This window comes from Agrobacterium deltaense RV3, assembly GCF_900013505.1.
GTDB lineage: Bacteria > Pseudomonadota > Alphaproteobacteria > Rhizobiales > Rhizobiaceae > Agrobacterium > Agrobacterium leguminum.
Map to the genome: position 1 here is coordinate 1696270 of NZ_LT009745.1, position 26578 is coordinate 1722847.

At 60.5% G+C, this 26578-nt stretch carries 24 protein-coding genes, 1 tRNA gene and 1 pseudogene; 7 read left to right on the forward strand and 19 right to left on the reverse strand.

What is annotated here, in order from left to right; all coding sequences use genetic code 11:
- Positions 1-76: 76 nt before the first annotated feature.
- Positions 77-3574, reverse strand: a complete 3498-nt coding sequence (gene mfd / locus AGR7B_RS08550; RefSeq protein ID WP_080856465.1) for a transcription-repair coupling factor — start codon at positions 3572-3574, stop codon at positions 77-79.
- Between the two features lie 4 nt (positions 3575-3578).
- Positions 3579-3890, reverse strand: a complete 312-nt coding sequence (locus AGR7B_RS08555) for an FAD assembly factor SdhE (RefSeq protein WP_077982075.1) — start codon at positions 3888-3890, stop codon at positions 3579-3581.
- Positions 3891-4286: 396 nt separating this feature from the next.
- Between AGR7B_RS08555 and recG the strand changes: the two genes are divergently transcribed.
- Both recG and AGR7B_RS08565 read left to right on the forward strand, forming a co-directional pair.
- On the forward strand, positions 4287-6392 hold the full coding sequence (recG, locus tag AGR7B_RS08560) for an ATP-dependent DNA helicase RecG (RefSeq protein WP_080856466.1): 2106 nt from the start codon (positions 4287-4289) through the stop codon (positions 6390-6392).
- A gap of 12 nt (positions 6393-6404) precedes the next feature.
- Positions 6405-6677 carry a hypothetical protein gene (locus tag AGR7B_RS08565; protein WP_065655167.1) on the forward strand — a complete coding sequence of 91 codons (273 nt, stop codon included), beginning with the start codon at positions 6405-6407 and terminating at the stop codon, positions 6675-6677.
- 24 nt (positions 6678-6701) lie between these two features.
- Here AGR7B_RS08565 and AGR7B_RS08570 read toward each other — a convergent pair whose 3' ends face one another.
- The 12 genes from AGR7B_RS08570 to pcsA all read right to left on the reverse strand — a co-directional run bounded on the left by AGR7B_RS08570 (position 6702) and on the right by pcsA (position 18773).
- Entirely contained in the window at positions 6702-6992 is a 291-nt protein-coding gene (locus AGR7B_RS08570) for a type II toxin-antitoxin system RelE/ParE family toxin (protein ID WP_065655168.1), read from the reverse strand.
- Positions 6989-7237, reverse strand: a complete 249-nt coding sequence (locus tag AGR7B_RS08575; protein ID WP_161987887.1) for a CopG family ribbon-helix-helix protein — start codon at positions 7235-7237, stop codon at positions 6989-6991. The genes AGR7B_RS08570 and AGR7B_RS08575 overlap by 4 nt, the downstream gene beginning before the upstream one ends.
- A gap of 115 nt (positions 7238-7352) precedes the next feature.
- A complete protein-coding gene (locus tag AGR7B_RS08580; RefSeq protein WP_059760288.1) occupies positions 7353-8021 on the reverse strand; it encodes a DUF502 domain-containing protein in 669 nt (222 codons plus the stop codon).
- A 13-nt stretch (positions 8022-8034) separates the two neighbouring features.
- Entirely contained in the window at positions 8035-8538 is a 504-nt protein-coding gene (locus AGR7B_RS08585; protein WP_080856467.1) for a GNAT family N-acetyltransferase, read from the reverse strand.
- The gene (gene glmS, locus AGR7B_RS08590) at positions 8535-10361 is read right to left on the reverse strand and encodes a glutamine--fructose-6-phosphate transaminase (isomerizing) (protein WP_080856468.1); all 1827 of its coding nucleotides are present in this window, start codon (positions 10359-10361) and stop codon (positions 8535-8537) included. Before glmS ends, AGR7B_RS08585 begins: the two co-directional genes overlap by 4 nt.
- A 101-nt stretch (positions 10362-10462) precedes the next feature.
- On the reverse strand, positions 10463-11824 hold the full coding sequence (glmU, locus tag AGR7B_RS08595; protein ID WP_080856469.1) for a bifunctional UDP-N-acetylglucosamine diphosphorylase/glucosamine-1-phosphate N-acetyltransferase GlmU: 1362 nt from the start codon (positions 11822-11824) through the stop codon (positions 10463-10465).
- Between the two features lie 223 nt (positions 11825-12047).
- The gene (locus AGR7B_RS08600; protein WP_031233913.1) at positions 12048-12785 is read right to left on the reverse strand and encodes a FadR/GntR family transcriptional regulator; all 738 of its coding nucleotides are present in this window, start codon (positions 12783-12785) and stop codon (positions 12048-12050) included.
- A gap of 381 nt (positions 12786-13166) precedes the next feature.
- Positions 13167-14240 carry a BMP family ABC transporter substrate-binding protein gene (locus AGR7B_RS08605; RefSeq protein ID WP_003523439.1) on the reverse strand — a complete coding sequence of 358 codons (1074 nt, stop codon included), beginning with the start codon at positions 14238-14240 and terminating at the stop codon, positions 13167-13169.
- A gap of 35 nt (positions 14241-14275) precedes the next feature.
- Positions 14276-15196 (reverse strand): ABC transporter permease, encoded by a 921-nt coding sequence (locus tag AGR7B_RS08610; RefSeq protein WP_162934154.1) that lies wholly within the window; start codon positions 15194-15196, stop codon positions 14276-14278.
- Positions 15196-16287, reverse strand: coding sequence for an ABC transporter permease (locus AGR7B_RS08615; RefSeq protein WP_003523441.1), 1092 nt, complete (start codon positions 16285-16287; stop codon positions 15196-15198). Before AGR7B_RS08615 ends, AGR7B_RS08610 begins: the two co-directional genes overlap by 1 nt.
- The gene (locus AGR7B_RS08620) at positions 16277-17836 is read right to left on the reverse strand and encodes an ABC transporter ATP-binding protein (protein ID WP_065655174.1); all 1560 of its coding nucleotides are present in this window, start codon (positions 17834-17836) and stop codon (positions 16277-16279) included. The genes AGR7B_RS08615 and AGR7B_RS08620 overlap by 11 nt, the downstream gene beginning before the upstream one ends.
- Positions 17837-18047: 211 nt before the next feature.
- The gene (gene pcsA, locus AGR7B_RS08625; protein WP_035263562.1) at positions 18048-18773 is read right to left on the reverse strand and encodes a phosphatidylcholine synthase; all 726 of its coding nucleotides are present in this window, start codon (positions 18771-18773) and stop codon (positions 18048-18050) included.
- Between the two features lie 209 nt (positions 18774-18982).
- On the opposite strand from pcsA, the gene AGR7B_RS08630 reads away from it, so the two are divergent.
- Positions 18983-20191 carry a UbiH/UbiF family hydroxylase gene (locus tag AGR7B_RS08630; RefSeq protein ID WP_080856471.1) on the forward strand — a complete coding sequence of 403 codons (1209 nt, stop codon included), beginning with the start codon at positions 18983-18985 and terminating at the stop codon, positions 20189-20191.
- Here AGR7B_RS08630 and AGR7B_RS08635 read toward each other — a convergent pair.
- The gene (locus AGR7B_RS08635; protein ID WP_065655176.1) at positions 20175-21113 is read right to left on the reverse strand and encodes an AEC family transporter; all 939 of its coding nucleotides are present in this window, start codon (positions 21111-21113) and stop codon (positions 20175-20177) included. The two genes, AGR7B_RS08630 and AGR7B_RS08635, sit on opposite strands and share 17 nt — an antisense overlap.
- A gap of 34 nt (positions 21114-21147) precedes the next feature.
- Positions 21148-21894, reverse strand: a complete 747-nt coding sequence (locus AGR7B_RS08640; RefSeq protein WP_003523449.1) for a cytochrome c biogenesis CcdA family protein — start codon at positions 21892-21894, stop codon at positions 21148-21150.
- Positions 21895-22176: 282 nt separating this feature from the next.
- On the opposite strand from AGR7B_RS08640, the gene AGR7B_RS08645 reads away from it, so the two are divergent.
- Positions 22177-22252 (forward strand) — tRNA-Lys (locus AGR7B_RS08645).
- 264 nt (positions 22253-22516) lie between these two features.
- Here the strand turns inward: AGR7B_RS08645 and AGR7B_RS08650 are convergent.
- Together AGR7B_RS08650 and AGR7B_RS08655 are read right to left on the reverse strand one after the other, a co-directional pair.
- Positions 22517-23785, reverse strand: coding sequence for a YcbK family protein (locus AGR7B_RS08650; RefSeq protein ID WP_162934088.1), 1269 nt, complete (start codon positions 23783-23785; stop codon positions 22517-22519).
- 156 nt (positions 23786-23941) lie between these two features.
- Positions 23942-24382 (reverse strand): VOC family protein, encoded by a 441-nt coding sequence (locus AGR7B_RS08655; RefSeq protein WP_078052802.1) that lies wholly within the window; start codon positions 24380-24382, stop codon positions 23942-23944.
- 192 nt (positions 24383-24574) lie between these two features.
- On the opposite strand from AGR7B_RS08655, the gene AGR7B_RS08660 reads away from it, so the two are divergent.
- Together AGR7B_RS08660 and AGR7B_RS08665 are read left to right on the forward strand one after the other, a co-directional pair.
- On the forward strand, positions 24575-25153 hold the full coding sequence (locus AGR7B_RS08660; RefSeq protein ID WP_004442353.1) for a cold-shock protein: 579 nt from the start codon (positions 24575-24577) through the stop codon (positions 25151-25153).
- Positions 25153-25634, forward strand: a pseudogene (locus AGR7B_RS08665) (DUF192 domain-containing protein). The gene AGR7B_RS08660 and the pseudogene AGR7B_RS08665 overlap by 1 nt, the downstream one beginning before the upstream one ends.
- 60 nt (positions 25635-25694) lie before the next feature.
- Here the strand turns inward: AGR7B_RS08665 and AGR7B_RS08670 are convergent.
- Positions 25695-25943, reverse strand: coding sequence for a BON domain-containing protein (locus AGR7B_RS08670; RefSeq protein ID WP_003522642.1), 249 nt, complete (start codon positions 25941-25943; stop codon positions 25695-25697).
- Between the two features lie 213 nt (positions 25944-26156).
- On the opposite strand from AGR7B_RS08670, the gene AGR7B_RS08675 reads away from it, so the two are divergent.
- Positions 26157-26426 carry a DUF982 domain-containing protein gene (locus AGR7B_RS08675; RefSeq protein WP_003522644.1) on the forward strand — a complete coding sequence of 90 codons (270 nt, stop codon included), beginning with the start codon at positions 26157-26159 and terminating at the stop codon, positions 26424-26426.
- The last annotated feature ends 152 nt before the right edge of the window (positions 26427-26578 follow it).

The following is a 26578-nucleotide window of genomic DNA, read 5'->3' on the forward strand; positions in this document are numbered from 1 at the left end:
CATATCGATCTCCCCCCTTGAGGGGGAGATGCCCGGCAGGGCAGAGGGGGGTAAACCCCACCCACCAACGCTCCCGTCAGGAACGCGCCAGTTCCGCGAGCTGTGTCATGATCATCGCCGCGCCCGTCAGCCGCTTTTCCGGCGTCGGCAGATCGCGTGTCAGGAACAGACTGTGATCGGGGCGGATCTTCGCCATCGAGCCCTGCTTGCCGATATAAGCGACCAACGCTGCCGGATTGGGGAATTCCTTGTTGCGGAACTGCACGACCACGCCCTTCGGCCCGGCATCCACCTTCTCGACATTGGCGATGCGGCAGAGCGACTTGATGTAGACGATCTTGAGGAGATGCTGCACCTCTTTCGGCAGCGGGCCGAAACGGTCGATCATTTCCGCACCGAAACCATCGATCTCGCTGATATCCGCAAGCTCGCCGAGACGGCGGTAAAGACCCATGCGCAGATGCAGATCCGGCACGTAGTCTTCCGGGATCATGACGGAGGTGCCAACCGAGATTTGCGGCGACCAGCCGCTATCCTGCACCTGCTCGTCACCCTTCACTTCTGCAACCGCCTCTTCCAGCATCTGCTGGTAAAGCTCGAAACCAACTTCCTTGATATGGCCGGACTGTTCCTCGCCGAGCAGGTTGCCCGCACCGCGAATATCGAGGTCGTGGCTCGCCAGCTGGAAGCCGGCACCGAGCGTATCGAGCGATTGCAGCACCTTCAGCCGCCGCTCCGCCATCGTCGTCAACACCTTGTTGACCGGCAGGGTGAAGAGCGCGAAGGCGCGCACCTTGGAGCGTCCGACACGGCCGCGCAGCTGGTAAAGTTGGGCAAGGCCGAACATATCGGCACGGTGCACGATCAGCGTATTGGCAGTCGGCACATCAAGGCCGGATTCGACGATGGTGGTCGACAGCAGCACATCATATTTGCCGTCATAAAAGGCATTCATGATGTCTTCGAGTTCGCCGGCCGGCATCTGGCCATGCGCCACCGCTACCTTCAGCTCCGGCACATCCGATTGCAGGAAAGCGTGAATATCGGCAAGATCGGCAAGGCGCGGGCAGACATAGAAACTCTGGCCGCCGCGATAATGTTCGCGCATCAGCGTTTCGCGGATCACCAGCGGATCGAAGGGCGAAATGAAGGTACGAACGGCCATACGGTCCACCGGCGGCGTGGTGATGAGCGACAACTCGCGCACGCCCGTCATGGCCAGCTGCAAGGTGCGCGGAATGGGCGTTGCAGAAAGCGTCAGCACATGCACGTCGCTCTTCAGCTCTTTCAGGCGCTCCTTGTGCTTGACGCCGAAATGCTGCTCTTCATCGATGATCAGCAGGCCGAGATTTGCGAAGCTGATGCCCGCGCCGAGCAGCGCATGGGTGCCGACGACGATATCCGTCTTTCCGTCAGCAACTTCCTTCTTGGTCAGCGCCAGTTCCTTGGAGCCGACGAGACGCGAAGCCTGCTGCACCCGGATCGGCAACCCACGGAAACGTTCCGAGAAGGTGCGGAAATGCTGGCGGGAAAGCAGCGTGGTCGGCACCACCACCGCCACCTGCACGCCGTTCATGGCGGCGAGAAAAGCGGCGCGGAGCGCCACTTCCGTCTTGCCGAAACCGACATCGCCACAGATGAGCCGATCCATCGGTCGGCCGGCGCCCAAATCCTCGCGGATCGACTCAATCGCGTTAAGCTGGTCTTCCGTCTCGTCATAGGGGAAACGGGCGGCGAATTCGTCGTAAAGCCCGTCGGGGGCTGTCAGCACCGGCGCATGGCGCACCAGGCGCGCGGCGGCAATGCGGATAAGCTCGTCTGCCATGTCCAGCAGGCGCTTCTTGAGCTTGGCCTTGCGCATCTGCCATGCGCCGCCGCCAAGCTTGTCCAGCTGCGCCTCCGCCGCATCCGAACCGTAACGGGACAGAAGATCGATGTTTTCAACGGGCAGGAACAGCTTGGCGTCATCGGCATAATGCAGTTCCAGACAGGCCCGCGGCGCACCCGCCGCCTCGATGGTCCGCAGGCCGACGAAACGGCCGATGCCATGTTCGGCATGGACGACCAGCGAGCCCTCATCCAGCCCCGCCACTTCCGAGATGAAATCCGCACCGCGCTTGCGACGCTTGGAGCGGCGTACCATGCGGTCGCCGAGAATATCCTGCTCGCCGATAACGGCCAGCGTTCCGGTCTCGAACCCGGCCTCAAGGCTGAGAACCGCCGAGGCCGCCTCGCCCTTGCCGAGCTTCTCCACCTCTTTCAGCGAGGTGACCGGCTTGATCTTCTCAAGCCCGTGCTCGTTCAGCACCTGCAACAACCGGTCGAGCGAACCTTCCGACCAGCCGGTGATCAGCACCTTCCAGCCCTTGGCGCGGCGTTCGGCAATGTGCTTCACGGCCAGATCGAAAACATTGACCCGTTCTTCGCTCTCGCCTTCGGTTGGCGGACGCGCCCAGCGCGGCCCGACATGGGCGTCGAGCGTCGCGACTGGGCGGCCTTCGCTGTCCTGCTCGTTGAAGGGCGTCAGGCGTACCGCATTGACGGCAGCCAGTGCGGCATCGAAACTCTTGCCATCGAGATAGAGTTGGCCGGGCGAAACCGGCTTATAGGGCGCGCCCTGCGTCGAGCCCTTGGTTTCGCCGGAACTGCGGCGCGCATCGTAATAATCGAGCACCAGCTTGGAGCGTTCTTTCGCCGCCTCCCGCGCCGTATGGTCGGTGACGATGCGGAAGCCCTTCAGATAATCGAAGGCGGTTTCCAGCTGCTCGTAAAACAGCGGCAGCCAGTGCTCCATGCCGGCATAACGGCGGCCTTCGGAGACGGCCTGATAAAGCGCATCGTCTCGCGTCGCCGCGCCGAACAGCGACAGGTAATTCTTGCGGAACCGGCTGATCGTATCCGGCGTCAGCGTCACTTCGCTCATCGGGTTCAGATCGAGCGAGCGCGCCTGACCGATGGTGCGCTGGCTGGCCGGATCAAAGGTGCGGATGCTTTCCAGCGTATCGCCGAAGAAATCGAGCCGCACCGGCTCTTCGGTGCCCGGCACGAAGACGTCGAGAATGCCGCCGCGCACGGCAAATTCACCCACTTCGCGCACCGTCGCCACCCGGTCGAAACCGTTGCGCTCCAGCCGCGCGGCAATCTCCTCCATGCGGATCTGATTGCCGGGTTTGGCAGAAAAGCCGAGACTCTCAATAATGTCGCACGGCGCCATCTTCTGCAGCATGGCGTTGACGGTGACGAGCACGATGGCCGGATGCGGTTTCTTCGCATGGGCGATGAGACCGGCAAGCGCCGCCAGCCGGCGCGCTGAGGTGTCAGCGCTCGGTGATACGCGGTCATAGGGAAGGCAGTCCCAGGCGGGAAGCGTCATCACCGGAATATCAGGTGCGACGAAACCGAGGATCTGTTCGAGATCGGCGACCCGCTGGCCATCCGACATTACATAGGCGACCGACGTGCCGGCCCGCGCCATATCGGCAAGCAAAAGGGCTTCCATGCCGGAAGGCACGTTTCCGATGGTCAGCGGCGTATCGGCCGACGACACCAGCTTTGCATCGAATCCGGCTATCATATTCTCACGCTTTCAGGGTGTCAGTGGTAACGAGATCGAAATCGGGACGGTAGGAGGCGATCTTCTCGAACAGCGGGGTCTGAAATTTTTCCGGTATGGCAAGGGCGCCGGTCACCATCTTGACGAGGTCGTTATCCTCTTCCGCCATGATGACTTCCAACTCGTCGAGCTGCTCATCGGAAAGCCCGGCAATATTGTCTTCCGCGAATTGCCCGAGCACCAGATCCATCTCGCGAATGCCCCGATGCCAGCAGCGGTAAAGAATCCGCCGGCGTCTCGGATCGAGGTCGGCACTCGTGCGCACCAGTCCAGTCATCGCATTTTCCTTCCCGTATCGGTTTGCAGCACATGATTTCACCTGACACGCCATCCACCCCCTCATTCCTGTGCTCGTCACAGGAATCCAGCCGACGCGCGTCGGCGCGGCGGAGAGACTCCTTTCAGCCCAAGGACTTGGGCTGACTGGATCCCTGTGACAAGCACAGGGATGAGGAGAGGTGAGCGTCACGGAAAACAGCAGGCTTCGAACTTGCAGCCTGCTGCTCAATCTTTGTGCCGTCCATTACGACCTCCTATAGAACAGGAGGCGAACGCTTGGGAACCGGTTTTTATCGAAATAATGCCACGGCGGTGAAAATCTGCCGGTGATAACCCGCCTTTGTGGCCAGCGAAGTCTTGCATAAGCCGCCCCCTTCCCCGATTTTGCTGACCCATGCGCCCGGCCATTCTTGATCCGCTGTTTGCCTCCGTCTCCACCCTTGCCGGTGTGGGGCCGAAACTTGCCGATCTTCTGGCCAAGCTGCTCAGCCGGGAAAGCGCCGACGACACCCGCGTCATCGATCTCCTCTTCCACGCGCCATCCAACGTCATCGACCGCCGCAACCGCCCCGGCATTGCGCTGGCAGCACCCGGCGCCATTGTCACCATTCAGGGACGCATCGACCGCCACCAGCCGCCACCGCCGGGAAACCGCAACGCGCCCTATCGCGTTTTTCTGCATGACGAAACCGGTGAACTGGCGCTGACCTTCTTCCGCGCCAAGGGCGACTGGCTGTCCAAGGCCCTGCCCGTTGATGAAGAAGTTCTCGTCAGCGGCAAGGTGGACTGGTTCAACGGCCGCGCCTCCATGGTGCATCCGGATTTCATGGTAAAGCTTTCCGAGGCGGAAAACCTGCCTTCGGTGGAAGCCGTTTATCCCATGACCGCCGGGCTGTCTGCCAAGGTGCTGCGCAAGGCAATCGAAGGCGGGCTTTCAAAGCTGCCGGTTTTTCCTGAATGGATCGATGAGACGCTCAAGACCCGCCAGGGATTCGGCGATGTGGCCTCGAGCTTCCGCGAGCTGCATGATCCGCGCGACAGCGCCGATATCGAGCCGCAGGCACCGGCGCGCAGGCGGCTTGCCTATGACGAATTTCTGGCCGGACAATTGTCACTGGCGCTGGTGCGCCAGCGGCTACGCAAGGTGGCGGGCCAGCCGATCCGCGCCAAGGGTGATATCGCCGCCAAAATCCTGTCGCAACTGCCCTTCTCGCTGACGGCGACCCAGAGCGCTGCGGTGAAAGATATCCTGACCGACATGGCCGGCGAAGACCGCATGTTACGCCTGCTGCAGGGCGATGTCGGCGCCGGCAAGACGCTGGTGGCGCTGATGGCGATGGCAACGGCCGTGGAAGCCGGCGGACAGGCGGTGCTGATGGCGCCGACCGAAATCCTTGCCCGGCAGCATTACGCCACCATCTCCAAACTCGCTCAGGCAGCAGGCATCACCGTCGAAGTGCTGACCGGCCGCACCAAGGGCAAGGAGCGCCGCGAGATCGAGGAGCGCGTCGCTTCCGGCGAAGCGCAGATCGTCATCGGCACCCATGCGCTGTTTCAGGACAGCGTGAGTTACAGGAATCTCGTGCTGGCAGTGGTGGACGAGCAGCATCGCTTCGGTGTGCACCAGCGCCTGCGCCTCACCGCCAAGGGCATCACGCCGCATATGCTGGTCATGACAGCCACGCCCATTCCACGCACGCTGGTTCTGGCTGCTTTCGGGGACATGGATGTCTCCAAGCTCACCGAAAAACCGGCGGGCCGCAAACCCATCCAGACCGTGACGATCCCCACCGAACGGATAGGCGATATTGTCGAGCGACTGCGCGCGGCACTGAAGGAAGGCAAGAAGGCCTACTGGATCTGCCCGTTGGTGGAGGAAACGGAAGAATCCGACCTGATGTCGGCGGAAGAACGGCACGCGGTTCTCTCGCAGATGCTCGGCGCCAATATCGGCCTCATCCACGGACGCATGAGCGGCCCGGAGAAGGACGCCGCCATGCTCGCCTTCAAGAACGGCGAAACCCGGCTGCTGGTAGCGACGACCGTGGTGGAAGTGGGCGTCGACGTGCCGGACGCGACGATCATGGTCATCGAACACGCCGAGCGTTTCGGCCTCGCCCAGCTTCACCAGCTGCGCGGCCGTGTGGGGCGCGGCGACGAGGCCTCCACCTGCATCCTGCTCTATAAAGGCCCGCTCAGCGAAAACGGTCGTGCCCGGCTCTCCATCCTGCGCGACAGTGAAGACGGCTTCCTGATCGCCGAGGAGGATTTGAAGCTGCGCGGTGAAGGCGAGCTGCTCGGCACCCGCCAGTCCGGCACGCCGGGCTTCCGCATCGCAAGCCTCGAAGCCCATGCCGACCTTCTGGAAATCGCCCGCAAGGACGCAGCCTACGTCATTGAGCGTGACCCCGAACTGACAGGTCCACGCGGCAATGCGCTACGTACCCTGCTCTATTTGCACCGCCGCGACGAAGCGATCCGCTTCCTGCACGCCGGCTGAAAGTGAACCGCCATGAACATGATCGACCCACGCCGCCCGCCACCCGCCTTCCGCAAGGGCTACGCGCTCTGTTCACCGCAGAATATCCTGCAGCCCGAGACATTTGCGAAGAGTGCGAAAAAGGCGATCGGCAAGGCGTTCAAGAAGCCCGGCCGCAAGAAGGCCTGGAGGCAGGCGCTGGAAGAAGGCTGGAGCGTGCGACTGGTCTATATGCGGCTTTTCGTTCCCGTGTTCCACGCCACGACAACCGGAACAGAGGTGGATGATCTGGATGACGAGGACTGACCATAAAGTCCGGAGACTGTTGGGCTAAAGCGCCGAAGGCCACCGCTGCGATGTGTGGATGATCGTCAAAATTTCGATATCCTCGTCCACACGATAGGCAATGATGTAGGAAATGTCGGGAAGCACGGCTTCCCGTGTTCCTCTGATGCGTCCGACCCGCCCCATGGCTGGCTGTTCCACCAACATATCAACCGCTGAAACAATGCGGGAAATTACCCGGGCCGCAGCCGCTGGATTATCCTTTTCAATATGCGCACCAATTTCATCGAGCCGTCGCAGCGCCCGTAAGGTCCAACGAATTCGCCGGTCACTCATGACGGCCGGGCGGATTTTACATATTTCCCGACAATGTTTGCGAGATCCTCAGCTGTCCCGAACTCGCCGCGATCGGCTTCCGCCACACCCGCCTCGATCTCGGCAAGCTGCCACTCCTCGCGGGCGATAAAGTCCTCAATCGCCCGCGCCGCCATGTAGGATCGCGACCGGTCAAGTTTTTCCGCCAATTGGTCGAGTTTGTCGGCAACCTCATCAGGTAGACGCACAGTAAATGCAGTCATAATCGCAACCCTTGTTGGTTCACTGTGATTATTGGTGAACCACATTGGTTCGTCAACCGTATGGCTTTACCTCGCTCCGTGAGAATGGAGGAAGGAATCTAGCGCCTTGCGAATGCGTTCAAACCGGCGCAATCATCTTCGGCGGCTTGAAATCCGGGGCCACCAGACCGCCGGATATCAGCAGTTTCGCCGCATCTTCCGGCGTCATATCCAGCATCACGATCTTGTCTTTCGGCACGAACAGCAGAAAACCGGCTGTCGGCACCGGTGTCGGCGGCAGGAAGACGGCGACCATCTGCTGCCCCATTTCATTGAAACGATGGGCAAGCTCGCCCTTGGCCTCGGAGGCAACGAACACCATCGCCCAGGTGCCGGATGACGGAAACTCGATCAGGCCGACCTTTTTGAAGGAGTTCGAATGCTCTTTCAGAACGGATTCGAACAGCTGCTTGATGCTCTTGTAGATCGGCCGCACCAGCGGCATGCGGTTGAGGATGGATTCGCCGACGCCGAAAATCCATTTACCGATGAGGTTATTGCCGAGAAAGCCGATGAGGGTGATGCCGATGACGGCGATCAGCAGGCCGAAACCGGGAATAGCCACATCGAAATATTGCTCGGGATCATAACGGGCGGGAATATAGGGCTTCACCCAGCTATCGGCCCATTGCAGGAAGCTCCACACCAGCCACATGGTGATGGTGACGGGCGCGAGGATCAGAACGCCCGTGAGGAAACTATTGCGCAGCCGGGCTGCGAATGAAATTTTGACTGGAATATCGGTCATTTACCGTTCGGAATTAAGCGTTGTCGCCATCGAAACCCGGATGAAAACCGACAATGCCGGATGGAGTTCCACCATGCAAGCGAAGAACTGTGAAATATTCGTCAGGAATCCCTTCCGCCTTCACCCCTTCGACATGGCGAAAACCGAAGCGGCCATAGTAGTCCGGATCGCCCGCGACGACCACGCCGGAAGCATTCAGACGCTCCAGAACGGCAAGCCCGTCCCGCACCAGCCTGGAGCCGACGCCCTGCCCCTGCCGTTCCGGCGTTACGGAAAGGGGCGCGAGGCAGAACCAGCCGGTCTCGCCGCTGGTCAGCGTCACCGGCGAAAAACCGACATGGCCGATGATGCCTTCGCTATCCTCGGCAACCAGTGAAACGGTGAGCGCGCCCGCCCTGCGCAACCGCTCGACGATCAGATGTTCCGTCTTGTCGCTGTAATCGACGTTACGGAAAGCATCTTCCGTAACGCGAGCAATCGCCTCTTCATCGCCCTGACGCTCAGGCCGGATGATCATTCCACAGTTACCGATTTAGCCAGATTGCGCGGCTGGTCCACATCCGTGCCCATGAAGACGGCGGTGTGATAGGCGAGCAGCTGGATCGGCAGCGAGAACACCATCGGCGCAATAAGCTCATCGACATTGGGCAGCGTGATCGTCGCCATGGTGTCGAGCTTGGATGCGGCGGCGCCCTTCTCATCGGTGATGAAGATGATGCGGCCGCCGCGCGCGGCGACCTCCTGCATGTTCGAAACGGTCTTTTCGAAGAAACGGTCATGCGGCGCGATGACGATGACGGGCATGTTCTCGTCAATCAGCGCGATAGGCCCATGCTTCAGCTCGCCGGCGGCATAACCTTCGGCGTGGATATAGGAGATTTCCTTGAGCTTCAGCGCGCCTTCCAGCGCCAGCGGGAAGCTGGTGCCGCGGCCCAGATAAAGCACGTCCTTGAAACGCGACAGATCGCGTGACAGCGCTTCGATCTGCGGCTGGATGCTGTTGAGAACCTTGCTCATGATGCGCGGCATCTCGGTGAGATGGCGAACCAGTTCGGTTTCCTGCTGGGCCGTGACCGTACCGCGCGCTTTTCCGGCGGCAACGGCGAGCGAAGCGAGCACGGCAAGCTGGCAGGTGAAGGCCTTGGTGGAGGCGACGCCGATTTCCGGACCGGCAAGGATCGGGAAGATCGCATCGGATTCGCGTGCCATGGTGGATTCACGCGTGTTGACCACCGCGCCGATCTTCAGCCCTTCCTGCTGGCAATAACGCAGGGCCGCCAGCGTATCGGCGGTTTCGCCCGATTGCGAAATGAACAGCGCAGCCTGCGTGGGAACGAGCGGGATTTCGCGGTAACGGAATTCCGAGGCGACATCGATTTCCACCGGCAGACGGGCATAACGCTCGAACCAGTATTTGCCGATCAGGCCGGACAGATAGGCCGTGCCGCAGGCGGAAATGGCAAGGCCGGAAAGCTTGGCGAAATCGATGGCCGTGTCCGCCTGCTTCACGGTCTTGGAAGCGAAATCCACATAGTGGCTGAGCGCATGGGAAATGACTTCCGGCTGCTCGTAGATTTCCTTTTCCATGAAGTGGCGATGGTTGCCCTTATCGACCACATAGGCCGTCGCCTGCGAGATTTGACGCTCGCGCTTCACCGGCTTGCCGGCGAAATCGATGATTTCCGCACCCTGCCGGGTCACGATGGCGCAGTCGCCATCCACCAGATAGGTGATCTCGTTGGTGAAGGGCGACAGCGCGATGGCGTCGGAACCAAGGAACATTTCGCCCCGCCCGTAACCGACGGCAAGCGGCGGGCCGGAGCGCGCCGAAAGCAGCGTGCCGGGATCGTCCTTGAACATGACGACCAGCGCATAGGCGCCGGTCACGCGGTTCAGCATCTTCAGCATCGCCTCGCGATGGCCAAGACCCTCGCGGGTATATTTCGCCAGAAGCTGCGCCACCACTTCGGTATCGGTCTGGGTGGTGAAGCTTGCGCCCCCGGCGGTCAGCTCTTCACGCAGTTCGGCGAAGTTTTCGATGATGCCGTTATGCACGACGGCAACGCCATCGACGAAATGCGGATGGGCATTGGTTTCGTTGGGAACACCGTGCGTCGCCCAGCGGGTGTGAGCGATGCCGACCACGCCCGGCAGCGGCTCTTCCGAAAGTCTCTTCTCCAGGTTGAACAGCTTGCCTTCCGCCCGGCGACGGTCCATCGCGCCATTGTCGATGGTGGCGACACCAGCCGAATCGTAACCGCGATATTCGAGACGCTTCAGCGCATCGACAAGCCGTTCAGCAACGGGCTGGGTTCCGACAATTCCGACAATTCCGCACATATATTTCTCCACCGGCGATCTCTTCGCCGAAACTACTAACCGTTCCCGAACAATCCGCAATTATGGCGCCGGTCACTTTCGGTATCGTTTGGTAACGTCCGTCAGGACGACTTTTTCTTCGCTTCCTTCAACGCCTTCGCCCGCTCGCGCACCACCGTCGCGCGACCGGGTTTCACCTCCTGGCGTGCGCGCCCGAAAGCCAGCGCATCTTCAGGCACGTCATCGGTAATGACGCTGCCGGAAGCGATATAGGCACCCTTGCCAATGGTGACAGGTGCAACCAGCGACGAGTTCGAGCCAATGAAGCTGTTGGCGCCAATGCGCGTCTCAGCCTTGTTGTAGCCGTCGTAATTGCAGGTGATGGTGCCCGCACCGATATTGCTGCCCGCGCCGATGAATGCATCGCCGATATAGGTCAGATGGTTGACCTTGGCGCCCTCACCGATCTCCGCCTTCTTGACCTCGCAGAAATTGCCCACCTTGGCATTGGCATGAAGGTTCGCGCCCGGACGCAGCCGCGCATAGGGGCCGACGGCCGCACCTTCGGCGACATGCGCCCCTTCCAGATACGAAAACGCATGGATGATGGCGCCCGGCTCGATGGTGACGCCGGGACCGATGACGACATTCGGTTCGATCAAAACGTCCTGGCCGATCTTGGTGTCATAGGAGAGGAAGACGGTTTCGGGTGCAACCATCGAAACGCCATCCACCATCAGTTCGTGGCGGCGGCGCTCCTGCCAGAGCTTCTCGATAAAGGCCAGTTCGGCGCGGTTGTTGCAGCCGACCAGTTCCGTTTCGGGCGCATCGATGGCGACGGCGCGGCGGCCGAGGGAACGGGCGATCTCGACCACGTCGGTCAGATAATATTCGCCTTTCACATTGCTGTTGCCGATCCGGTCGAGCAGGTCCAGCGCGTTGCGGCCGTTGATGGCCATCAATCCGCTATTGCACCAGGTGACCTTACGCTCCGCATCGGTCGCGTCCTTCTCCTCGCGGATAGCGACAAGTTCGCCATCCTTGACCAGAAGCCGGCCGTAACCGGTCGGGCGGTCGGTATGGAAACCGATGACAGCGACATCGGCGCCGGCGGCAATCGCCTCACGCGCCCGGTCGAGCGTTGCGGACGTGATGAGCGGGACATCGCCATAGGCAACGATGAGATCGTCGAAACCGCGCTCGATGGCTGCGCGTGCGGCAAGAACCGCATGGCCGGTGCCCTTGCGTTCCGTCTGCAGGAAAGCTTCGACCTGAAGACCCTTCATGCTTGCGGCGGCAGCGACGTTGTCGGCATCGCGCCCGACCACCAGCGCCACCGTGCCGACGCCAGATCCAGCCACCGCCTCAACCACATGGCTGATCATCGGACGCCCGGCGACCGGATGCAGCACCTTGGATTTCGACGATTTCATGCGCGTGCTGTCGCCCGCTGCGAGAATAACGGCTAGAGAGCTGCGCTCCATAAGACCTCCAACACCCTGTCACCGGCCGCGTCGCGGCCAGGACGGCGGCATATGTTTGACTTCACGCCGTCCGGCAAAACGAACGGGCGCATCGGTAATTTCATTCCGGAATTGCTATAACGGCGGCCCACTTAAGAAACCATGCAAATCTGCACCAAATTTCCGCACCGATTTTCATCAAACGTGATTGGAACGGGATCGCGTCCCGTTCCCGCGGTGTGATTTATCGCCGGGGGTTACGGGCAGTGAATTCCAGCACCTGCTGGCGGCCGTTTTCGATCAGCCTTTCCATCTCGCGGCGCGCTGCGGCCTCATCGCGCAGGCGAAACGCCTCCACGAGCCGCAGGTGGGAGGCGGAGACGTCGGAAATCTCATTGGGATCGGTTTCCGGGTTGCTCATCCGGAAAATGCCCACCAGAGCCGCCTTTATCAGCGAACCGACGGTGCGCATGAACGGATTGCCGGACATTTCGGTGATGAGGACATGGAAATTCATATCCGCAAGCGCGCGCTTTTCCTTTGAATAGGCCGTATTGCCCATCTCGTTGGCATAAGCGGCGAGCTTGGCGATATCCGCGTCCTTTGCCCGCGTCGCGGCAAGCCCTGCACCATATGGCTCGAAGGCCTGACGGATATCGTAAAGATGCAGCAGAAATTCGTCGCTGACGCCCGCCTCGAAATGCCAGAGCAGCACTTCGCTGTCGAACATGTTCCAGCTTTCGCGCTCCGTCACCCGGGTGCCGATACGCGCCTTGGGGGAAATCATGCCCTTGGCGGTCAGCGTCTTCATCGCTTCGCGCAGCACTGTGCGTGATACTTTCAGCCGCTCCATCAGCTCGGCATCGCCCGGCAGGATATCACCCGTCTTGAAGGTGCCGGACACGATATCGAGACCGAGCTTGTGAACGACCTGTGCATGATTTGTCCGCAGCTTTCGAAAACCGATAGCCGCATCGAGCATTCCGCGCTGCAAGTGCCATGTCCTTCCGTTCGGTTGGCGATCTTAAAAATCGCGCCAGACGTGTATATCTCAAGTCAGAATATAGTGAAAAACATCAAGTCGCCTGAAAAGCAAAGGCAAACTTCGTCCACGGCGTAAAACATATGAAAATAACAAAGGCCGCACATGAATTTCATGCGCGGCCTCATTTGTGACAACAGGCGTCAAATCTCTCCTCCGTCATGCCGGACTAGATCCGGCATCCAGCCACGGCGCGTCTGCGCCGTGAGAAATGAGTCTTTCGCGATCAAGGACTTGATCGCACTGGACCCCGGATCAAGTCCGGGGTGACGAAGTGCGGATGCGACGCAAACTGCAAGCCAAAAGTGCCAGCAAATCCCGTTATTGCGGCAGCTTGTCGTCCACGCCGGCAACGTAGAAGTTGAGGCCGAGCAGAACGCCGTCCTCGGCCTTTTCACCCGCCTTCAGCCATTCCGAACCGTCCTGCTTCTTCACCGGGCCGGTGAAAGGGTGCAGCTCGCCCGACTTGATCTTGGCTTCGGTATCCTCGGCCATCTTCTTCACGTCGTCAGGCATGTTGGTATAGGGCGCCATTGTCAGGATGCCGTCCTTCAGGCCGTCCCAGACGGATTCGGACTTCCAGGTACCATCGAGAAGAGCCTGCGTGCGCTTGATGTAATAGGCGCCCCAGGTGTCCTTGATGGCGGTAAGCTGCGTCTTCGGACCGGCCGCGATCATGTCGGAAGCCTGACCGAAGGCCTTGATGCCGCGTTCTGCCGCAACCTGCATCGGCGCAGTGGTGTCGGTGTGCTGGGTCAGAATGTCGACGCCCTGGTCGATCAGCGCCTTGGCGGCATCGGCTTCCTTGCCGGGGTCGAACCAGGTGTTGGCCCAGACGACCTTCACCTTGAAGTCGGGATTGACGGACTGCGCGCCGAGCACGAAGGCGTCGATGCCCATCACCACTTCCGGGATCGGGAAGGAGGCGATGTAGCCGGCGAGACCCTTCTGCGACATCTTCGCGGCGATCTGGCCCTGAATGTAGCGGCCTTCATAGAAGCGCGAATTGTAGGTCGCGACATTTTCGGCGGTCTTGAAGCCGGTGGCGTGTTCGAACTTCACCTTGGGGAACTTCTGGGCGACCTTCACGGTCGCATCCATGAAGCCGAAGGAAGTGGTGAACACCAGTTCGCAACCCGAGCGGGCCATGCGCTCGATGGCGCGTTCGGCATCCGGACCTTCCGGAACGCTTTCGAGGAACGGCGTTTCGATCTTGTCGCCGAAATGCGCCTGCAGTTCCTGGCGGCCGATATCATGCGCCTGCGTCCAGCCGCCGTCGGTCTTTGAACCGACATAGATGAAGCAGACCTTCTTGGCGTCGGCGGCTTCCGCCGAAGAAACGACGCCGCCGAGAGCCGCAACCGAAGCGGCGAGTGCGATGACCAGTTTTTTCATTTTTACCCCTGTTGGTTTGGAGACGTGAGAATGCTTCACCTGTCCGGCACGAAGGATTTGCCAAGCGAGGCCGGCGTGTTGATCAAGGTCGTGCGGCGATTATGCGAGATGATGACCAGCACGACAATAGTTGCAAGGTAAGGTAGTGCCGAAAGCAGTTGCGATGGCACCCCGATGCCGAAGGCCTGCGCGTGCAATTGGCCGATGGTGACGGCGCCGAACAGGTAACCGCCCGCCAGCACCCGCCATGGGCGCCAGGAGGCGAAGACGACGAGCGCCAGCGCAATCCAGCCGCGCCCGGCCGACATGTTTTCCACCCATTGCGGCGTATAGACCAGCGACAGCTGCGCACCCGCAAGACCCGCGCAGGCGCCGCCGAACATGACAGCGAGATAACGGGTGCGGATGACATTGATGCCGAGCGCATGGGCCGAGGCGTGACTGTCGCCGATGGCGCGGATTTTCAGGCCCGTGCGGCTCTTGAACAGAAACCAGCCAATGCCGGCGACAAGCGCGATGGAGAGGTAGAAGATCAAATCCTGCCGGAACAGCAGCGGACCGAAGAAGGGAATGTCCGACAGCAGCGGAAAGACGATGGGCTGCAGTTTCACACCCGGCAGGCCGACGAAACTTTCACCCAGCATGCCCGAGACGCCGAGGCCGAGAATGGTGAGCGCAAGGCCCGTCGCCACCTGATTGGCAACGAGCGTCAGCGTCAGGAAACCGAAGAGCAGCGAGAAAACCGCACCCGAGGCAACGCCGGCCAGAATGCCGAGATAGGGAGACCCGGTCATATGCGCGGCCGCGAAAGCGCAGACCGCACCCATGATCATCATGCCCTCGACACCGAGATTGAGCACACCGGAGCGCTCCGTCACCAGCTCGCCGGAAGCGGCGATGACAAGCGGCGTGGCGGCGGTGATGACGGTGAGAAGAATGGCCTGAAGCATATCCATCATGCCGCTCCTTCTTTACGATGCGCCTTGCCGGAAAAGACCACCCTGATGCGATAGAAAATCAGCGTATCGCAGGACAGCACGAAGAACAGCATCAGCCCCTGAAACACGCGCGTCACCTTATCGGAGACGCCAATCGACAGCTGCGCCGCCTCGCCGCCCAGATAGGTCAGCGCCAGCACCAGCCCGGAAAGGATGATGCCGAGCGGATTGAGACGGCCGAGAAAGGCGACGATGATGGCGGTAAAGCCGTAACCCGGCGAAATGCTGGGCTGGAGATGGCCAATGGAACCGGAAGCCTCCGATATGCCCGCAAGCCCCGCCAGCGCACCGGAGAGCAGCAGCGAAAACCACACCATGCGGCTGGAGGAAAAACCGGCAAAGCGCCCTGCCCGCGCCGATTGGCCAAGCACGGTGACCTCGAAGCCCTTCAGCATGTAGCGCATCATGAACCACAGCGCGATGGCCGCGACGATGGCGAAAACGAAACCCCAATGCGCACGGCCCGATGCCAGCATTTCCGGCAGAACGGCGCTGTCGTTGAACGGCTTGGTCTGCGGGAAGTTGTAACCGCCCGGATCGCGCCAGATGCCGCGCGTCAGCCAGTCGAGGAAAAGCTGCGCGACATAGACCAGCATCAGGCTGACGAGGATTTCGTTGGTGTTGAACTTCGTCTTCAAAAGTGCGGGAATACCGGCATAAAGCGCGCCGCCCACGGCGCCCATCACCAGCATCAAAGGCAAAAGCAGCGGCGAATGCCAGTCCGGATAAAGCACCGGCAGGATGGAGCCGGTGATCGCGCCGATGGTGAACTGCCCCTCCGCGCCAATATTCCAGTTATTGGAGCGATAACAGATCGACAGGCCGACTCCGATCAGGATCAGCGGCGCGGCCTTGATCGCCAGCTCATGCAGCGACCAGACTTCCAGCAGCGGCTCGACGAAAAAGGCGTAAAGCGCGTGAGCCGGATTTTTGCCGAGCATGGCGAACATGACCGCGCCGACAAGCAGCGTCAGCGTGAGCGCCAGAAGCGGGGAAAGCAGGGTGAAAAGCTTCGAAACCCCCGCGCGTTTTTCAAGCTCAATGCGCATGCTGGGCGGCTCCCGAATGTGACGTGTGAATGCCGCCCATCAAAAGGCCGATCTTTTCAAGCGTCATCTCTTCCACCGGATGGGCATCGGAGAGCTTGCCGTCTGAAATGACCGCGATATTGGTGGCGACTTCGAATATTTCATCGAGATCCTGGCTGATGACGATGACGGCCGAACCCGCTTTGGCAAGATCGACAAGCGCCTGGCGAATGCGGCTTGCCGCACCCGCATCCACGCCCCAGGTCGGCTGATTGACCACCAGCACGGCAGGCTGGCGGTCAAGCTCGCGCCCGACGATGAATTTCTGCAGGTTGCCGCCGGATAGCGACCCGGCCAGCGGGTCTGCCCCACTCTTGCGCACATCCATGGTTTCCGAAATACGCCGCGCCGCCGCCTTAATGACTGAGCCACGCACGATGCGCAGGAAACCGCCGGTCAGAAACGCCTTGCGGTCGGAACGCGCCCGCGCCAGCAGCAGATTGTCGGAAAGGCTCATGCCGGGAACGGCGGCGTGGCCATGGCGCTCTTCCGGCACAAAACCCGCACCCATCAGCCGGCGACCATTGATGCCGATACGGCCGACCGGCTTGCCCCGCAGATGGATCGCATCGTTATTATAGACCGGATATTCGCCCGAAAGCGCATCGAACAACTCGCCCTGCCCGTTTCCGGCAACGCCGGCAATCGCCAGCACCTCGCCGGCGCGTACGGTCATGGAAATCGATTTCAACGCCACGGCAAAAGGCGTGCGCGGCGCGACCGAAAGCCCCATGACCTCGATCTGCGGCGCACCCAACGCCTCGCCCGTGGCCCGCGAAACGCTTGCGACATCGCTGCCCACCATCATGCGCGCCAGCGATGCAGGCGTTTCCCTGCGCGGATCGCAGGCGCCCGTCACCTTGCCGTGACGCAGAACGGTGGCGCGGTCGCAGATGCGCTGCACCTCTTCGAGACGATGGCTGATATAAAGCACGGAACGGCCTTCGGCTTTCAGCTTCTCCAGCGTCTCGAACAGCTTGTCGGCCTCCTGCGGCGTCAGCACCGAGGTCGGCTCATCGAGAATGATCAGGCGCGGATTCTGTAGAAGCGCTCGGACGATTTCGATGCGCTGGCGCTCGCCGACCGAAAGATCGGCCACATGCGCATTGGGATCGAGCGGCAGGCCATAGGCGCGCGACAGCTTTTCCGCTTGCCCGGCGATTTCCTTCAATGAAATTTTCGGATCGAGCGACAGGGCGATGTTTTCAGCAACCGTCAGCGCCTCGAACAGCGAAAAATGCTGGAAGACCATGCCGATGCCGAGCCGGCGAGCCTCACTGGGTGAGCCTACGGAAACCGGCTGGCCCTGCCAGATAATATCGCCCTCGGTCGGTGCGAGAACGCCGAACAGCATCTTGACGAGCGTGGATTTGCCCGCGCCGTTTTCACCCAGAAGCGCGTGGATTTCGCCCGGCGCAATATCGAGATCGATGCCGTTGCAGGCGGCAAAATTGCCGAACAGCTTGGTCAGCTTGCGAACGGACAGGAGAGGCACGGCCTCCGGCGCCAAAGTTCCAGTCACGAGTTCCCTCTCTCACCAACCGTCATGCCTTCTGCGAGGCGTTTCAAACGGTTGCGGTCATTGTTCCCAATCCCGCACCAAAAAGTATGCAATGATACGCGATCAGAACTTATTGATAACGGTTTTGCTGCTGCGCACAACTGAAAAAGAAGCCGCTTAAATGCAATTTGCACAAGCAATAAACGGCTTTACCCTTTTCTCATTTCGCGCCGAGCGAGGGGAAAAACTGCAATATTCCACCGATGCAATAAAGATAGATGCCGCTCGCCACGAAGCCGATCACGGCCCAGGTCGGGGTTTCGAAATGCATCAGCAGCGAATAACCGCCAAGCGCGCACCAGATGAAGACCACAGCGAGATTGAGCGGCCGCAATCGCTTCACCCGCACTGGATGCAGGAAGTTGATCGGCAGGAATGTCAAAAACACCGAAACGGTAACGACAATCATCGCCGTGGTGGCGCTGGCGTCCATGACGAACAGGGTGAACACCACCATGTTCCACACTACCGGAAAGCCGGAGAAGAAATATTCGTCCGTCTTCATGCCCATGTCGGCATAATAAATGGCGCTCGACACCACGATCATGCCGGCGGCCACGAAGGACAGCGGCTCGCCGATCATGCCCTTCTGATAAAGCGCAAAGGCGGGCAGCAGCACATAGGTAACATAGTCGATGATATTATCGAGCGTATCGCCAGACCAGTTGGGCAGCACTTCCTTAACCCTGACCTTGCGGGCGATGGGACCGTCGATGCCATCCACCAGAAGCGCAAGCCCCAGCCACCAGAACATGTCGACGAAACGGTGTTCGGCTGCGGCGACCACGCCGAGAAAAGCCAGGAACGAGCCGGAGGCCGTGAGCATATGGACGGAAAAGGCGCGGATTTCCGCGTAGGGAACACGCTTATAGTTGAAAATTTTCATAGTCAGCGTCTGTGCCCCGTTTTTTCATCCGCCTGTTCATTCCGGTATGCGGCCATTCACCACGCTTTGCAACCGGCTCAATCCGCTTATCCTAAGACTAATATCGCGGCACAACCAACGAATCTTCACAACCGGATGTTCCGGGACCGAAGTGGATTTACCCGACCAAAGCCTTTATGATGCTTTGGAAATAACAACGGATCAGGACCATGAGACACTTCGATATCGCCATCACCGGTGCGGGACTTGCGGGCCAGATCGCGGCCATCGCGCTGGCGCGGGCGGGCCGCCACGTGGCGCTCGTTGCACCTTCCAGCGACAGGAAGGACCAGCGCACCACGGCGCTGATGGACCAGTCCATCCGCTTCATGGACCGTCTCGGCCTGTGGTCGCGCATCGCGCCTTCGGCCGCACGCCTTTCCACCATGCAGATCATCGACGGCACCGAGCGCCTGCTGCGTGCACCCACCGTGCAGTTCCGCTCCTCCGAAATCGGACTGGATGCCTTTGGCTGGAACATCCCCAACGAGGCTTTGCTCGGCGTTCTGAGCGAAGCGGTCGAGCAGGAACACAATATTACCCGCCTCGATGCCACAGCCGAGACAATCGACATCGGCAACGACCGTGTATCGGTGACGCTTGGCGACGGCGAAACGCTCTCCGCCGATTTCCTCATCGGTGCGGATGGCCGCAAATCCATTGTGCGGGATGCTGCCGGCATCGGCGTCAAATCCTGGTCCTATCCGCAGACGGCCATTGTTTTGAACTTCGGCCATAGCCGGTCGCATGGCAATGTCTCGACGGAATTCCACACCCCCACCGGCCCTTTCACCCAGGTTCCCCTGCCCGGCAACCGCTCCAGCCTCGTCTGGGTCGTCACCCCGCAACGGGCGGAGGAATTGACGGCGCTGCCGCTGGAAGCGCTCAGCCTCCGGGTCGAGGAGCGAATGCAGTCCATGCTGGGAGCCGTCACCGTCGAGGACAGCGTGCAGGCATGGCCGCTCTCTTCCATGACCGCACACCGCTTCGGTAAGGGCCGCGTCGCCCTGATCGGCGAGGCCGCACATGGTTTTCCGCCCATCGGCGCGCAGGGGCTGAACCTCAGCCTGCGCGACATCATCGCACTGACGGAATTGCTGAGCGCCGTCTCCGACCGGCCGGTTGCGGCCGATGCCGGCAGCAGCTTCGACCGCAGGCGGCGGGCGGATGTCTACAGCCGCACGCTGAGCGTCGATCTCCTGAACCGCTCGCTGCTTTCCGATCTCCTGCCGGTGCAGATGGCGCGCGCGGCGGGCCTGCACGTGCTTTCCGGCATCGGCACGCTTAGAAGCATGGTCATGCGCGAGGGCATCGAACCCGGTCGTGGGCTGAAGGCCCTGCCCTCGCTGCTGTTCGGCAGCTTCAGAAAGGCTGGATGAAATACACCACGCCGGTCAGCGTGAGGACCGAAAGCACCGTCGAAATCAGGATCGTTGCCGACGCCCGCTCCTGCCAGACGTGATATTGCTGGCCGATGACGAAAACATTCGTCGCGGTCGGCAGCGCGGCCAAAAGAACGGCCGAATAGATCCACACCGGCTCGAACCGCCCGAGCGACGAGAGCACGAGATAAGCGGCGAGCGGATGCAGGATCAGCTTTGCCGGCACGATATAGCTGATTTCCACCGGCACCCGTTTCATCGGCCGAAGCGCCAGCGTCACGCCCATGGCAAACAATGCGCAGGGCGCCGCCGATTGCGCCAGATAATCCACCAGCCGCTGCACCGCCTCCGGCGGCTGCCATGACAGCGACGCGGCGAGAAAGCCGGCGATGACGGAGACGATGAAGGGATGGGTGATGACCTTGCGCGCCACATCCAGCGCAAGCCTTGCCGGAGAGCGCTTGTCACCGCCCGCAACCGCCATCATCGCCGGGGCGACGATGAAATGGGCGGCGTTTTCCAGACAGACGATCAACGCCACCGGCACCGCCGCCTTTTCGCCAAGCGCCAGAAGCGCAAGCCCCGGCCCCATATAGCCGATATTGCCGTAGCTTGCCGCGAAACTCTGGATCGTGGTCTCGGCAAGGCTGTTCTTCCGCACGAACCGGCCGATCAGGAACACAGCCAAGAAAATGCCATAGGTGCAGGCGAGACTGGCCGCGACGAAATCCATCCGCGCCAGTTCTTCCACCGGCGTTTTCGACACCAGCTTGAAAAACAGCGCCGGAAGCGCCGCATAGATGATGAAGGTGTTCAGCCAGCCCATCGCCTCGACGGGCTGCTTCGTGATGCGCGCCGCCCCGTAGCCGATGAAGATCAGGCCGAAAAACGGCAACAGCAATCCGACGATATCCGTCACTATGTTTCCCCCGCAAGCAACTCCAGCGGGAGGCTTAGCCGATTTGCATCAGGATCGGAAAGGTCTCCTGGAACCAGATCGCCACATTGGTGATAAAACCCGACATGAAAGCGAGACCGGTCAGCACCAGCAATACGCCGAGCAGCTTTTCCACGAGGCCGAGATGGCGGCGGAAGCGGACGAGGAAACGCATGAAGGAGCCGGAAAACGCCGCCGCGATCCAGAACGGCACCGCAAGGCCAAGAGAATAGACCGCAAGCAGCGCCGCACCGTCGCCAACCGTATCGCGCGCGGCGGCGACGCCGAGAATAGCCCCCAGAACCGGGCCAATGCAGGGCGTCCAGCCGAATGCGAAAGCAAGACCCATGACATAGGCCCCGGACAGCGTGGCAGGCTTGCCCGCCCCCTGAAACCGCGCCTCGCGCGAAAACAGGCCAATGCGAAACACGCCGAGGAAATTCAGACCCATCAGAATGATGATGAAACCGCCGATCTTGGCGAGAATATCGAGATTCTGGCGCAGAAGCGTACCGATCGTCGAGGCGCCGGCCCCCAGCGCCACGAAGACCGTGGCGAAACCGAGCGTGAAGAAGAAGGCCGAAAACAGCACGGCCCTGCGAATCTCCGGCCGCGGCGCGGTATCTTCCGTCCTGAACTGCTCGACCGAAACACCCGCCATATAACAGAGATAAGGCGGCACCAGCGGCAGAACGCAGGGCGACAGAAACGAAAGAGCGCCGGCCAGAAGCGCGCTGAACAGGGAAATATCGGCAATCGACAAGAAAGAACTCCGCATCCCGCAAAGCCGCCACGATTCTTAAGCTTCGCCGGCACTTCACGCTTCATTTTCGTGCATGTCATTGCTGCAAAAGGATTTCACCCGTCCGGCCGACATGTATGAAGCCGGTTTTATCCCCAGCCGCCCCCTCTCTCCAATCACCTTTTCGGGGGTGCGACAAAAAAAACCGGATTGATTGTCGAAACCGCTTTTTTTGGGTTGACCGAACGGATCGCTCTACATATGTTCCGCGCACTTCCGAAGGGCAGCCAAGCCCCGACACGGGAGAGCGTAGCTCAGCCGGTAGAGCAACTGACTTTTAATCAGTAGGTCCAGGGTTCGAATCCCTGCGCTCTCACCACCTTCAAATACAATTTTCAGATATTTCACAAAGAGTTAGCGCCGAAGGTGGCCGAACTCAGGCGGTAATGGAAAAGATTCGGCCGCAGTCTCCGAGCGCAAAATAACGATATCCACCGCAAGCCCGGGTTTCAGAACAACCACTGCAATAAGGGGCACGGCTCGGCGCTAACGCCCCGGCATGACCGGGCAATCGTTTCAATCGCTCGAGATATTTCCTCAGGCCGAAATCTCAGTCAGTATTCACGCAAATCCAATCAGGATATCACTTGCGCGCGGCAGTACGGCGGCAGCGCCAGTTCCAGTCTCTTGGCTCGCCCGTGTCCATGTGGACCGATTCGGTGTGGCAATAGGTGCCGACGCCACCGCGTTCCGGCAGGGAACGTAGATAGGTGGCAAGCTCCCATTTGGAGACGCCCTTGATCTGGATGTCGGCGGCATCGCAGGTGTAGTGCTTGGAACCCTGCCTTATGCCCTTTGGCGGACGATAGCCCGAGGTGACGATCGCCGGGCTGTTATAGTGGCGCTCCACATCCTTGATCATCCGCACCAGTTCCGGCTTGAAACAGCCGACTTCGACCCGGTCCGTCTGCAGGAAAAGCCCGTTCGGGGCGACGCGGGTGAGGCCGGAGAGCGAGGCTAGCTTCATCAGGCCGGTCGGCTGGTCATCCTCTTCATCGAGATGGGCGTCGTCGAATTCGTCGGACATCATTGAGCGGCCGGAAAGGGCAATGCCCATCGTCCCGTCCGAAACGCCGGGCAATGCGGCGACCTGCGTATTGCCGGCCGTGCCGCTTTCAATCATTTTCGGCAGGCGCTTTTTGGCCGCACCGGCGAAAAATGCCGCAAGCGTCACGCCCTTACCCTCGCTTTCCTGCCCCTCGCCCGCCGCCCTGGCGTCCACGGCTGGTTGCGCGGTAACGGCCGCGAGCTGTTCCGATGCCGACTGCGGCACGGGTACGGATGCCGGCTGACGATTTTCGCTGTGCTGTTCCGCCGGCGCCTGTGCGGCTGGCGGGACCTGAGCCGGCGCTGCCACCGGTTGCGGCTGCGCCGCCTGCACCGGCGCCGAATAAACGCTGCTGACGGCGGGAACGATTCTCTGGGACGAAGCGCCCGCAGCGGCGGCCGTGCCCGGCGCCCCTGCAGCACTGACAAGCGCTGCGGATGCGGTGGAATAAATGCTTGTCGTTCCTGCGGAAATCGCCGTTGGCTGCGTCGTCAATCCGCCGATATCGGGGGCGGCGCCATAAGCCTGCGCCGGGTCGCCCGATGCCTGCGGCTGGGCTGACGCGGCCGCTCCTGCCGCCGATGCCACGGCCGGATCCACATAATGTCCCTGTTGCGCGCCGGCCGCAGCAGTTGAAGCGGCGGTCTGCGGCTTCTGTTGTGCGAAAATTTCCGGCTTTTTGGTCGCGGCGGCCATCTCGTCGTCGGTCACTGCCGAAACGCATCCGGAAAGCCCGAGCAGCGAAACCGCGATGACGAGACGCTGACGGACCAGACGTCCTTTCGCGCTCTCGACAGTTGTCATGGGTGGCCTCCGTATCTTGCATTTCCAACAGCAGCACGGGAACGGGCGCGTGTGCTTCCCCAAAACGGGACTGGCCGTTTTGATTCGCGGACTATGCCTCATCCCCTTGGGACAAGGCAAGAGCACCCGAAAACGCCGCTGCTCACCGGAAAATCCCTACCAGGAACCGGTATTCTGCATAGATATCCACGGTTCGGCTGGTGCGAGGCTTTCGCCCTTCTGCAGAATTTCGAAGGAAATGCCATCCGGCGAGCGCACGAAGGCCATGTGCCCGTCACGCGGCGGCCGGTTGATGACGATGCCGTTCTGCTGAAGCCGGGCGCAGAAATCGTAGATATTGTCGACCTCGTAAGCCAGATGACCGAAGTTGCGGCCGCCGGTATAATCCTCGGTATCCCAATTATAGGTGAGTTCGAGGCACGGCGCCTTGTTTTCCTTCGCCGCAGCAATGTCGTCGCGCGCCGCAAGAAACACGAGAGTGAATCGGCCTTTTTCGTTCTCGATTCGGCGTATTTCCTCAAGACCCAGCAGGTCGCGATAGAATTTCAGTGATTCGCCAAGGTCTTTGACGCGAACCATTGTGTGCAGATACCGCATTTTCTTCCTCTCAATTACACGGGTCCGGAGCCGTTAAACGCATGATGGCAAGCCCCGGACAAGGACGGCGACATAAAAGCAGCTGCGTAAATCAAAAACTAGGGCTTGCGTGAAACCGTTACCAAGATGTTAATCTGGCGCACAGGAATCAGTTGACCGGTGTATGGCGCGTAATCGAGGGGTTGGCAGGATATGGCTGATAGGATGTCATCGAAAACGATAGTCGATGTCGAGGACCTTTCGGGCGATGCCGTGGACCTGACCGAAATTACCGGTGTCGTGAAGTGGTTCGATGTCGCCAAGGGTTTCGGCTTCATCGTGCCCGACAACGGCACGCAGGATGTGCTGCTGCACGTCTCCTGCCTGCGCCGCGACGGTTACCAGACAATTCTTGAAGGCACGCGCATCGTCGCCCTCATCCAGCGGCGCGACCGCGGTTTCCAGGCCTTCCGCATCCTGTCCATGGACCAGTCGACCGCCGTTCACCCCTCGCAGCTGCCGCCGGTGCGCACCCATGTGCAGGTAACGCCTTCGAGCGGGCTTGAGCGCGCCATCGTCAAGTGGTTCAACCGCACCAAGGGTTTCGGCTTCCTGACGCGCGGCGAAGGAACGGAAGATATTTTCGTGCATATGGAAACCCTGCGCCGTTTCGGCCTGACGGAGCTTCGCCCCGGCCAGGTGGTTCTGGTGCGTTACGGCGATGGCGACAAGGGCCTGATGGCGGCGGAAATTCACCCCGATAACCCGGTTTCCATCGGGATGTCGCATTGATGCCCGCCCTGCCCCATATGGTGAAAAGCGCCGTTATGGCGCTTCTTTTTTCACGCTGGCCGCCGCCGCCCAGGCTCAGCAACAGCAGACTTTCCCCTCCGAACCGCTGCAGATTGAAACCGTCGGGGGAAAGAGCCACGATTTCACTGCCGAACTGGCGCTGAACAACGCCCAGCGCGAACAGGGCCTGATGTTTCGCAAGAGCATGCCGCTTGAAAACGGCATGCTGTTCGACTTTGGTGAGCCGCGTGACGTCGCCATGTGGATGCGGAACACACTTATTCCGCTCGACATGCTTTTCATTGGCCGTGACGGCCGCATTACCCATATTCACGAAAACGCGGTTCCGCATTCGGAAGCGATCATCAGCTCCCGCGGGCCAGTAAAATTTGTGCTTGAACTGAATGGCGGCACTGCGAAGCGCTATGGCATCAAGCCGGGCGATATGGTTCGCAGCGCGCAAATCGGCAACCGGAAATGACGTTGCCGCGTTATTGCGTCAGAACGAGCCGGACGAGGTTTCGCCCGGCTGGCGCAATATTCAATAAACCGGCTCGATATGGCTCAGAATCCGGCAATTGGAAATGGAAGCGGCAAGGTTGATGGCGATGTCGATCGCCTCGACCGAATCGGCCGTGCCTTCCAGATAAATCACATCATTTTCGACGGTTGCGGAAATGCGCGACTTCTCGAGACCCGATTCGAAAGCCAGAGCCGACGTGATTGCCTGGCATACGCCGGCCATGCGGTCTCCGAAGAAGCTTTCCTGAATGCCTGACAAATTGAACATATGCGTTCTCCTTCTTATGGACATAACAACGCCCTGAGGGCGGTTTTGTTCATCTCCGGTTCATCTATTTGTTCATCTTCCATTCATCTTGGAAAATTGGAACCCCCTGATCGATCACATTTTAGGTGATCGGGAACCATTTCGTGAGGCGGGCATTTCGCGCATGGGAGAATGAAAGGCCTTCAAGGCAGGTAAAACAGGGAGGAGAATGACATGCTGATTAACAGAACGGAGCCGTGTCACCACGCCTCGTGGATGAAGCCGGTGGCGATCCACCTGCCGCTGTGTGTCGCGGTGGAAATCTACAGCCCGCTGGTGGCGCTGGACATGCTGATGTATCGTTGGCCCGAGGAACACGGGCCGGAATATGAAGAGGCGCGCAGGAACTGCCTCGATGCCATTGCCGGCAGATGCGACATCGAGAAGGCACGGGAATCGTTTCTCATCGCAAGCAGTCATGCCCACATCCTGAACGTCCACTAAAATTCATCGACCGTCGTGACGATTGGGCCCTTCCATGCGGAGGGCTTTTTCTTTTGCGCGCGGCCTCTGCGACGCCTCCATGCACGGCGCAGCCTGCACACCGGCCGATGATGACATGTAACTGTCACGCAAACGTTATAATCGGCAGAGAC

Coding starts and splice junctions, on each gene's coding strand:
- mfd (WP_080856465.1), bottom strand. CDS start 3,574: ATGATAGCCGGATTCGATGCAAAGCTGGTGTCGTCGGCCGATACGCCG.
- AGR7B_RS08555 (WP_077982075.1), bottom strand. CDS start 3,890: ATGACTGGACTGGTGCGCACGAGTGCCGACCTCGATCCGAGACGCCGG.
- recG (WP_080856466.1), top strand. CDS start 4,287: ATGCGCCCGGCCATTCTTGATCCGCTGTTTGCCTCCGTCTCCACCCTT.
- AGR7B_RS08565 (WP_065655167.1), top strand. CDS start 6,405: ATGAACATGATCGACCCACGCCGCCCGCCACCCGCCTTCCGCAAGGGC.
- AGR7B_RS08570 (WP_065655168.1), bottom strand. CDS start 6,992: ATGAGTGACCGGCGAATTCGTTGGACCTTACGGGCGCTGCGACGGCTC.
- AGR7B_RS08580 (WP_059760288.1), bottom strand. CDS start 8,021: ATGACCGATATTCCAGTCAAAATTTCATTCGCAGCCCGGCTGCGCAAT.
- AGR7B_RS08585 (WP_080856467.1), bottom strand. CDS start 8,538: ATGATCATCCGGCCTGAGCGTCAGGGCGATGAAGAGGCGATTGCTCGC.
- glmS (WP_080856468.1), bottom strand. CDS start 10,361: ATGTGCGGAATTGTCGGAATTGTCGGAACCCAGCCCGTTGCTGAACGG.
- glmU (WP_080856469.1), bottom strand. CDS start 11,824: ATGGAGCGCAGCTCTCTAGCCGTTATTCTCGCAGCGGGCGACAGCACG.
- AGR7B_RS08600 (WP_031233913.1), bottom strand. CDS start 12,785: ATGCTCGATGCGGCTATCGGTTTTCGAAAGCTGCGGACAAATCATGCA.
- AGR7B_RS08605 (WP_003523439.1), bottom strand. CDS start 14,240: ATGAAAAAACTGGTCATCGCACTCGCCGCTTCGGTTGCGGCTCTCGGC.
- AGR7B_RS08610 (WP_162934154.1), bottom strand. CDS start 15,196: ATGGATATGCTTCAGGCCATTCTTCTCACCGTCATCACCGCCGCCACG.
- AGR7B_RS08615 (WP_003523441.1), bottom strand. CDS start 16,287: ATGCGCATTGAGCTTGAAAAACGCGCGGGGGTTTCGAAGCTTTTCACC.
- pcsA (WP_035263562.1), bottom strand. CDS start 18,773: ATGAAAATTTTCAACTATAAGCGTGTTCCCTACGCGGAAATCCGCGCC.
- AGR7B_RS08630 (WP_080856471.1), top strand. CDS start 18,983: ATGAGACACTTCGATATCGCCATCACCGGTGCGGGACTTGCGGGCCAG.
- AGR7B_RS08650 (WP_162934088.1), bottom strand. CDS start 23,785: ATGACAACTGTCGAGAGCGCGAAAGGACGTCTGGTCCGTCAGCGTCTC.
- AGR7B_RS08655 (WP_078052802.1), bottom strand. CDS start 24,382: ATGCGGTATCTGCACACAATGGTTCGCGTCAAAGACCTTGGCGAATCA.
- AGR7B_RS08660 (WP_004442353.1), top strand. CDS start 24,575: ATGGCTGATAGGATGTCATCGAAAACGATAGTCGATGTCGAGGACCTT.
- AGR7B_RS08670 (WP_003522642.1), bottom strand. CDS start 25,943: ATGTTCAATTTGTCAGGCATTCAGGAAAGCTTCTTCGGAGACCGCATG.
- AGR7B_RS08675 (WP_003522644.1), top strand. CDS start 26,157: ATGCTGATTAACAGAACGGAGCCGTGTCACCACGCCTCGTGGATGAAG.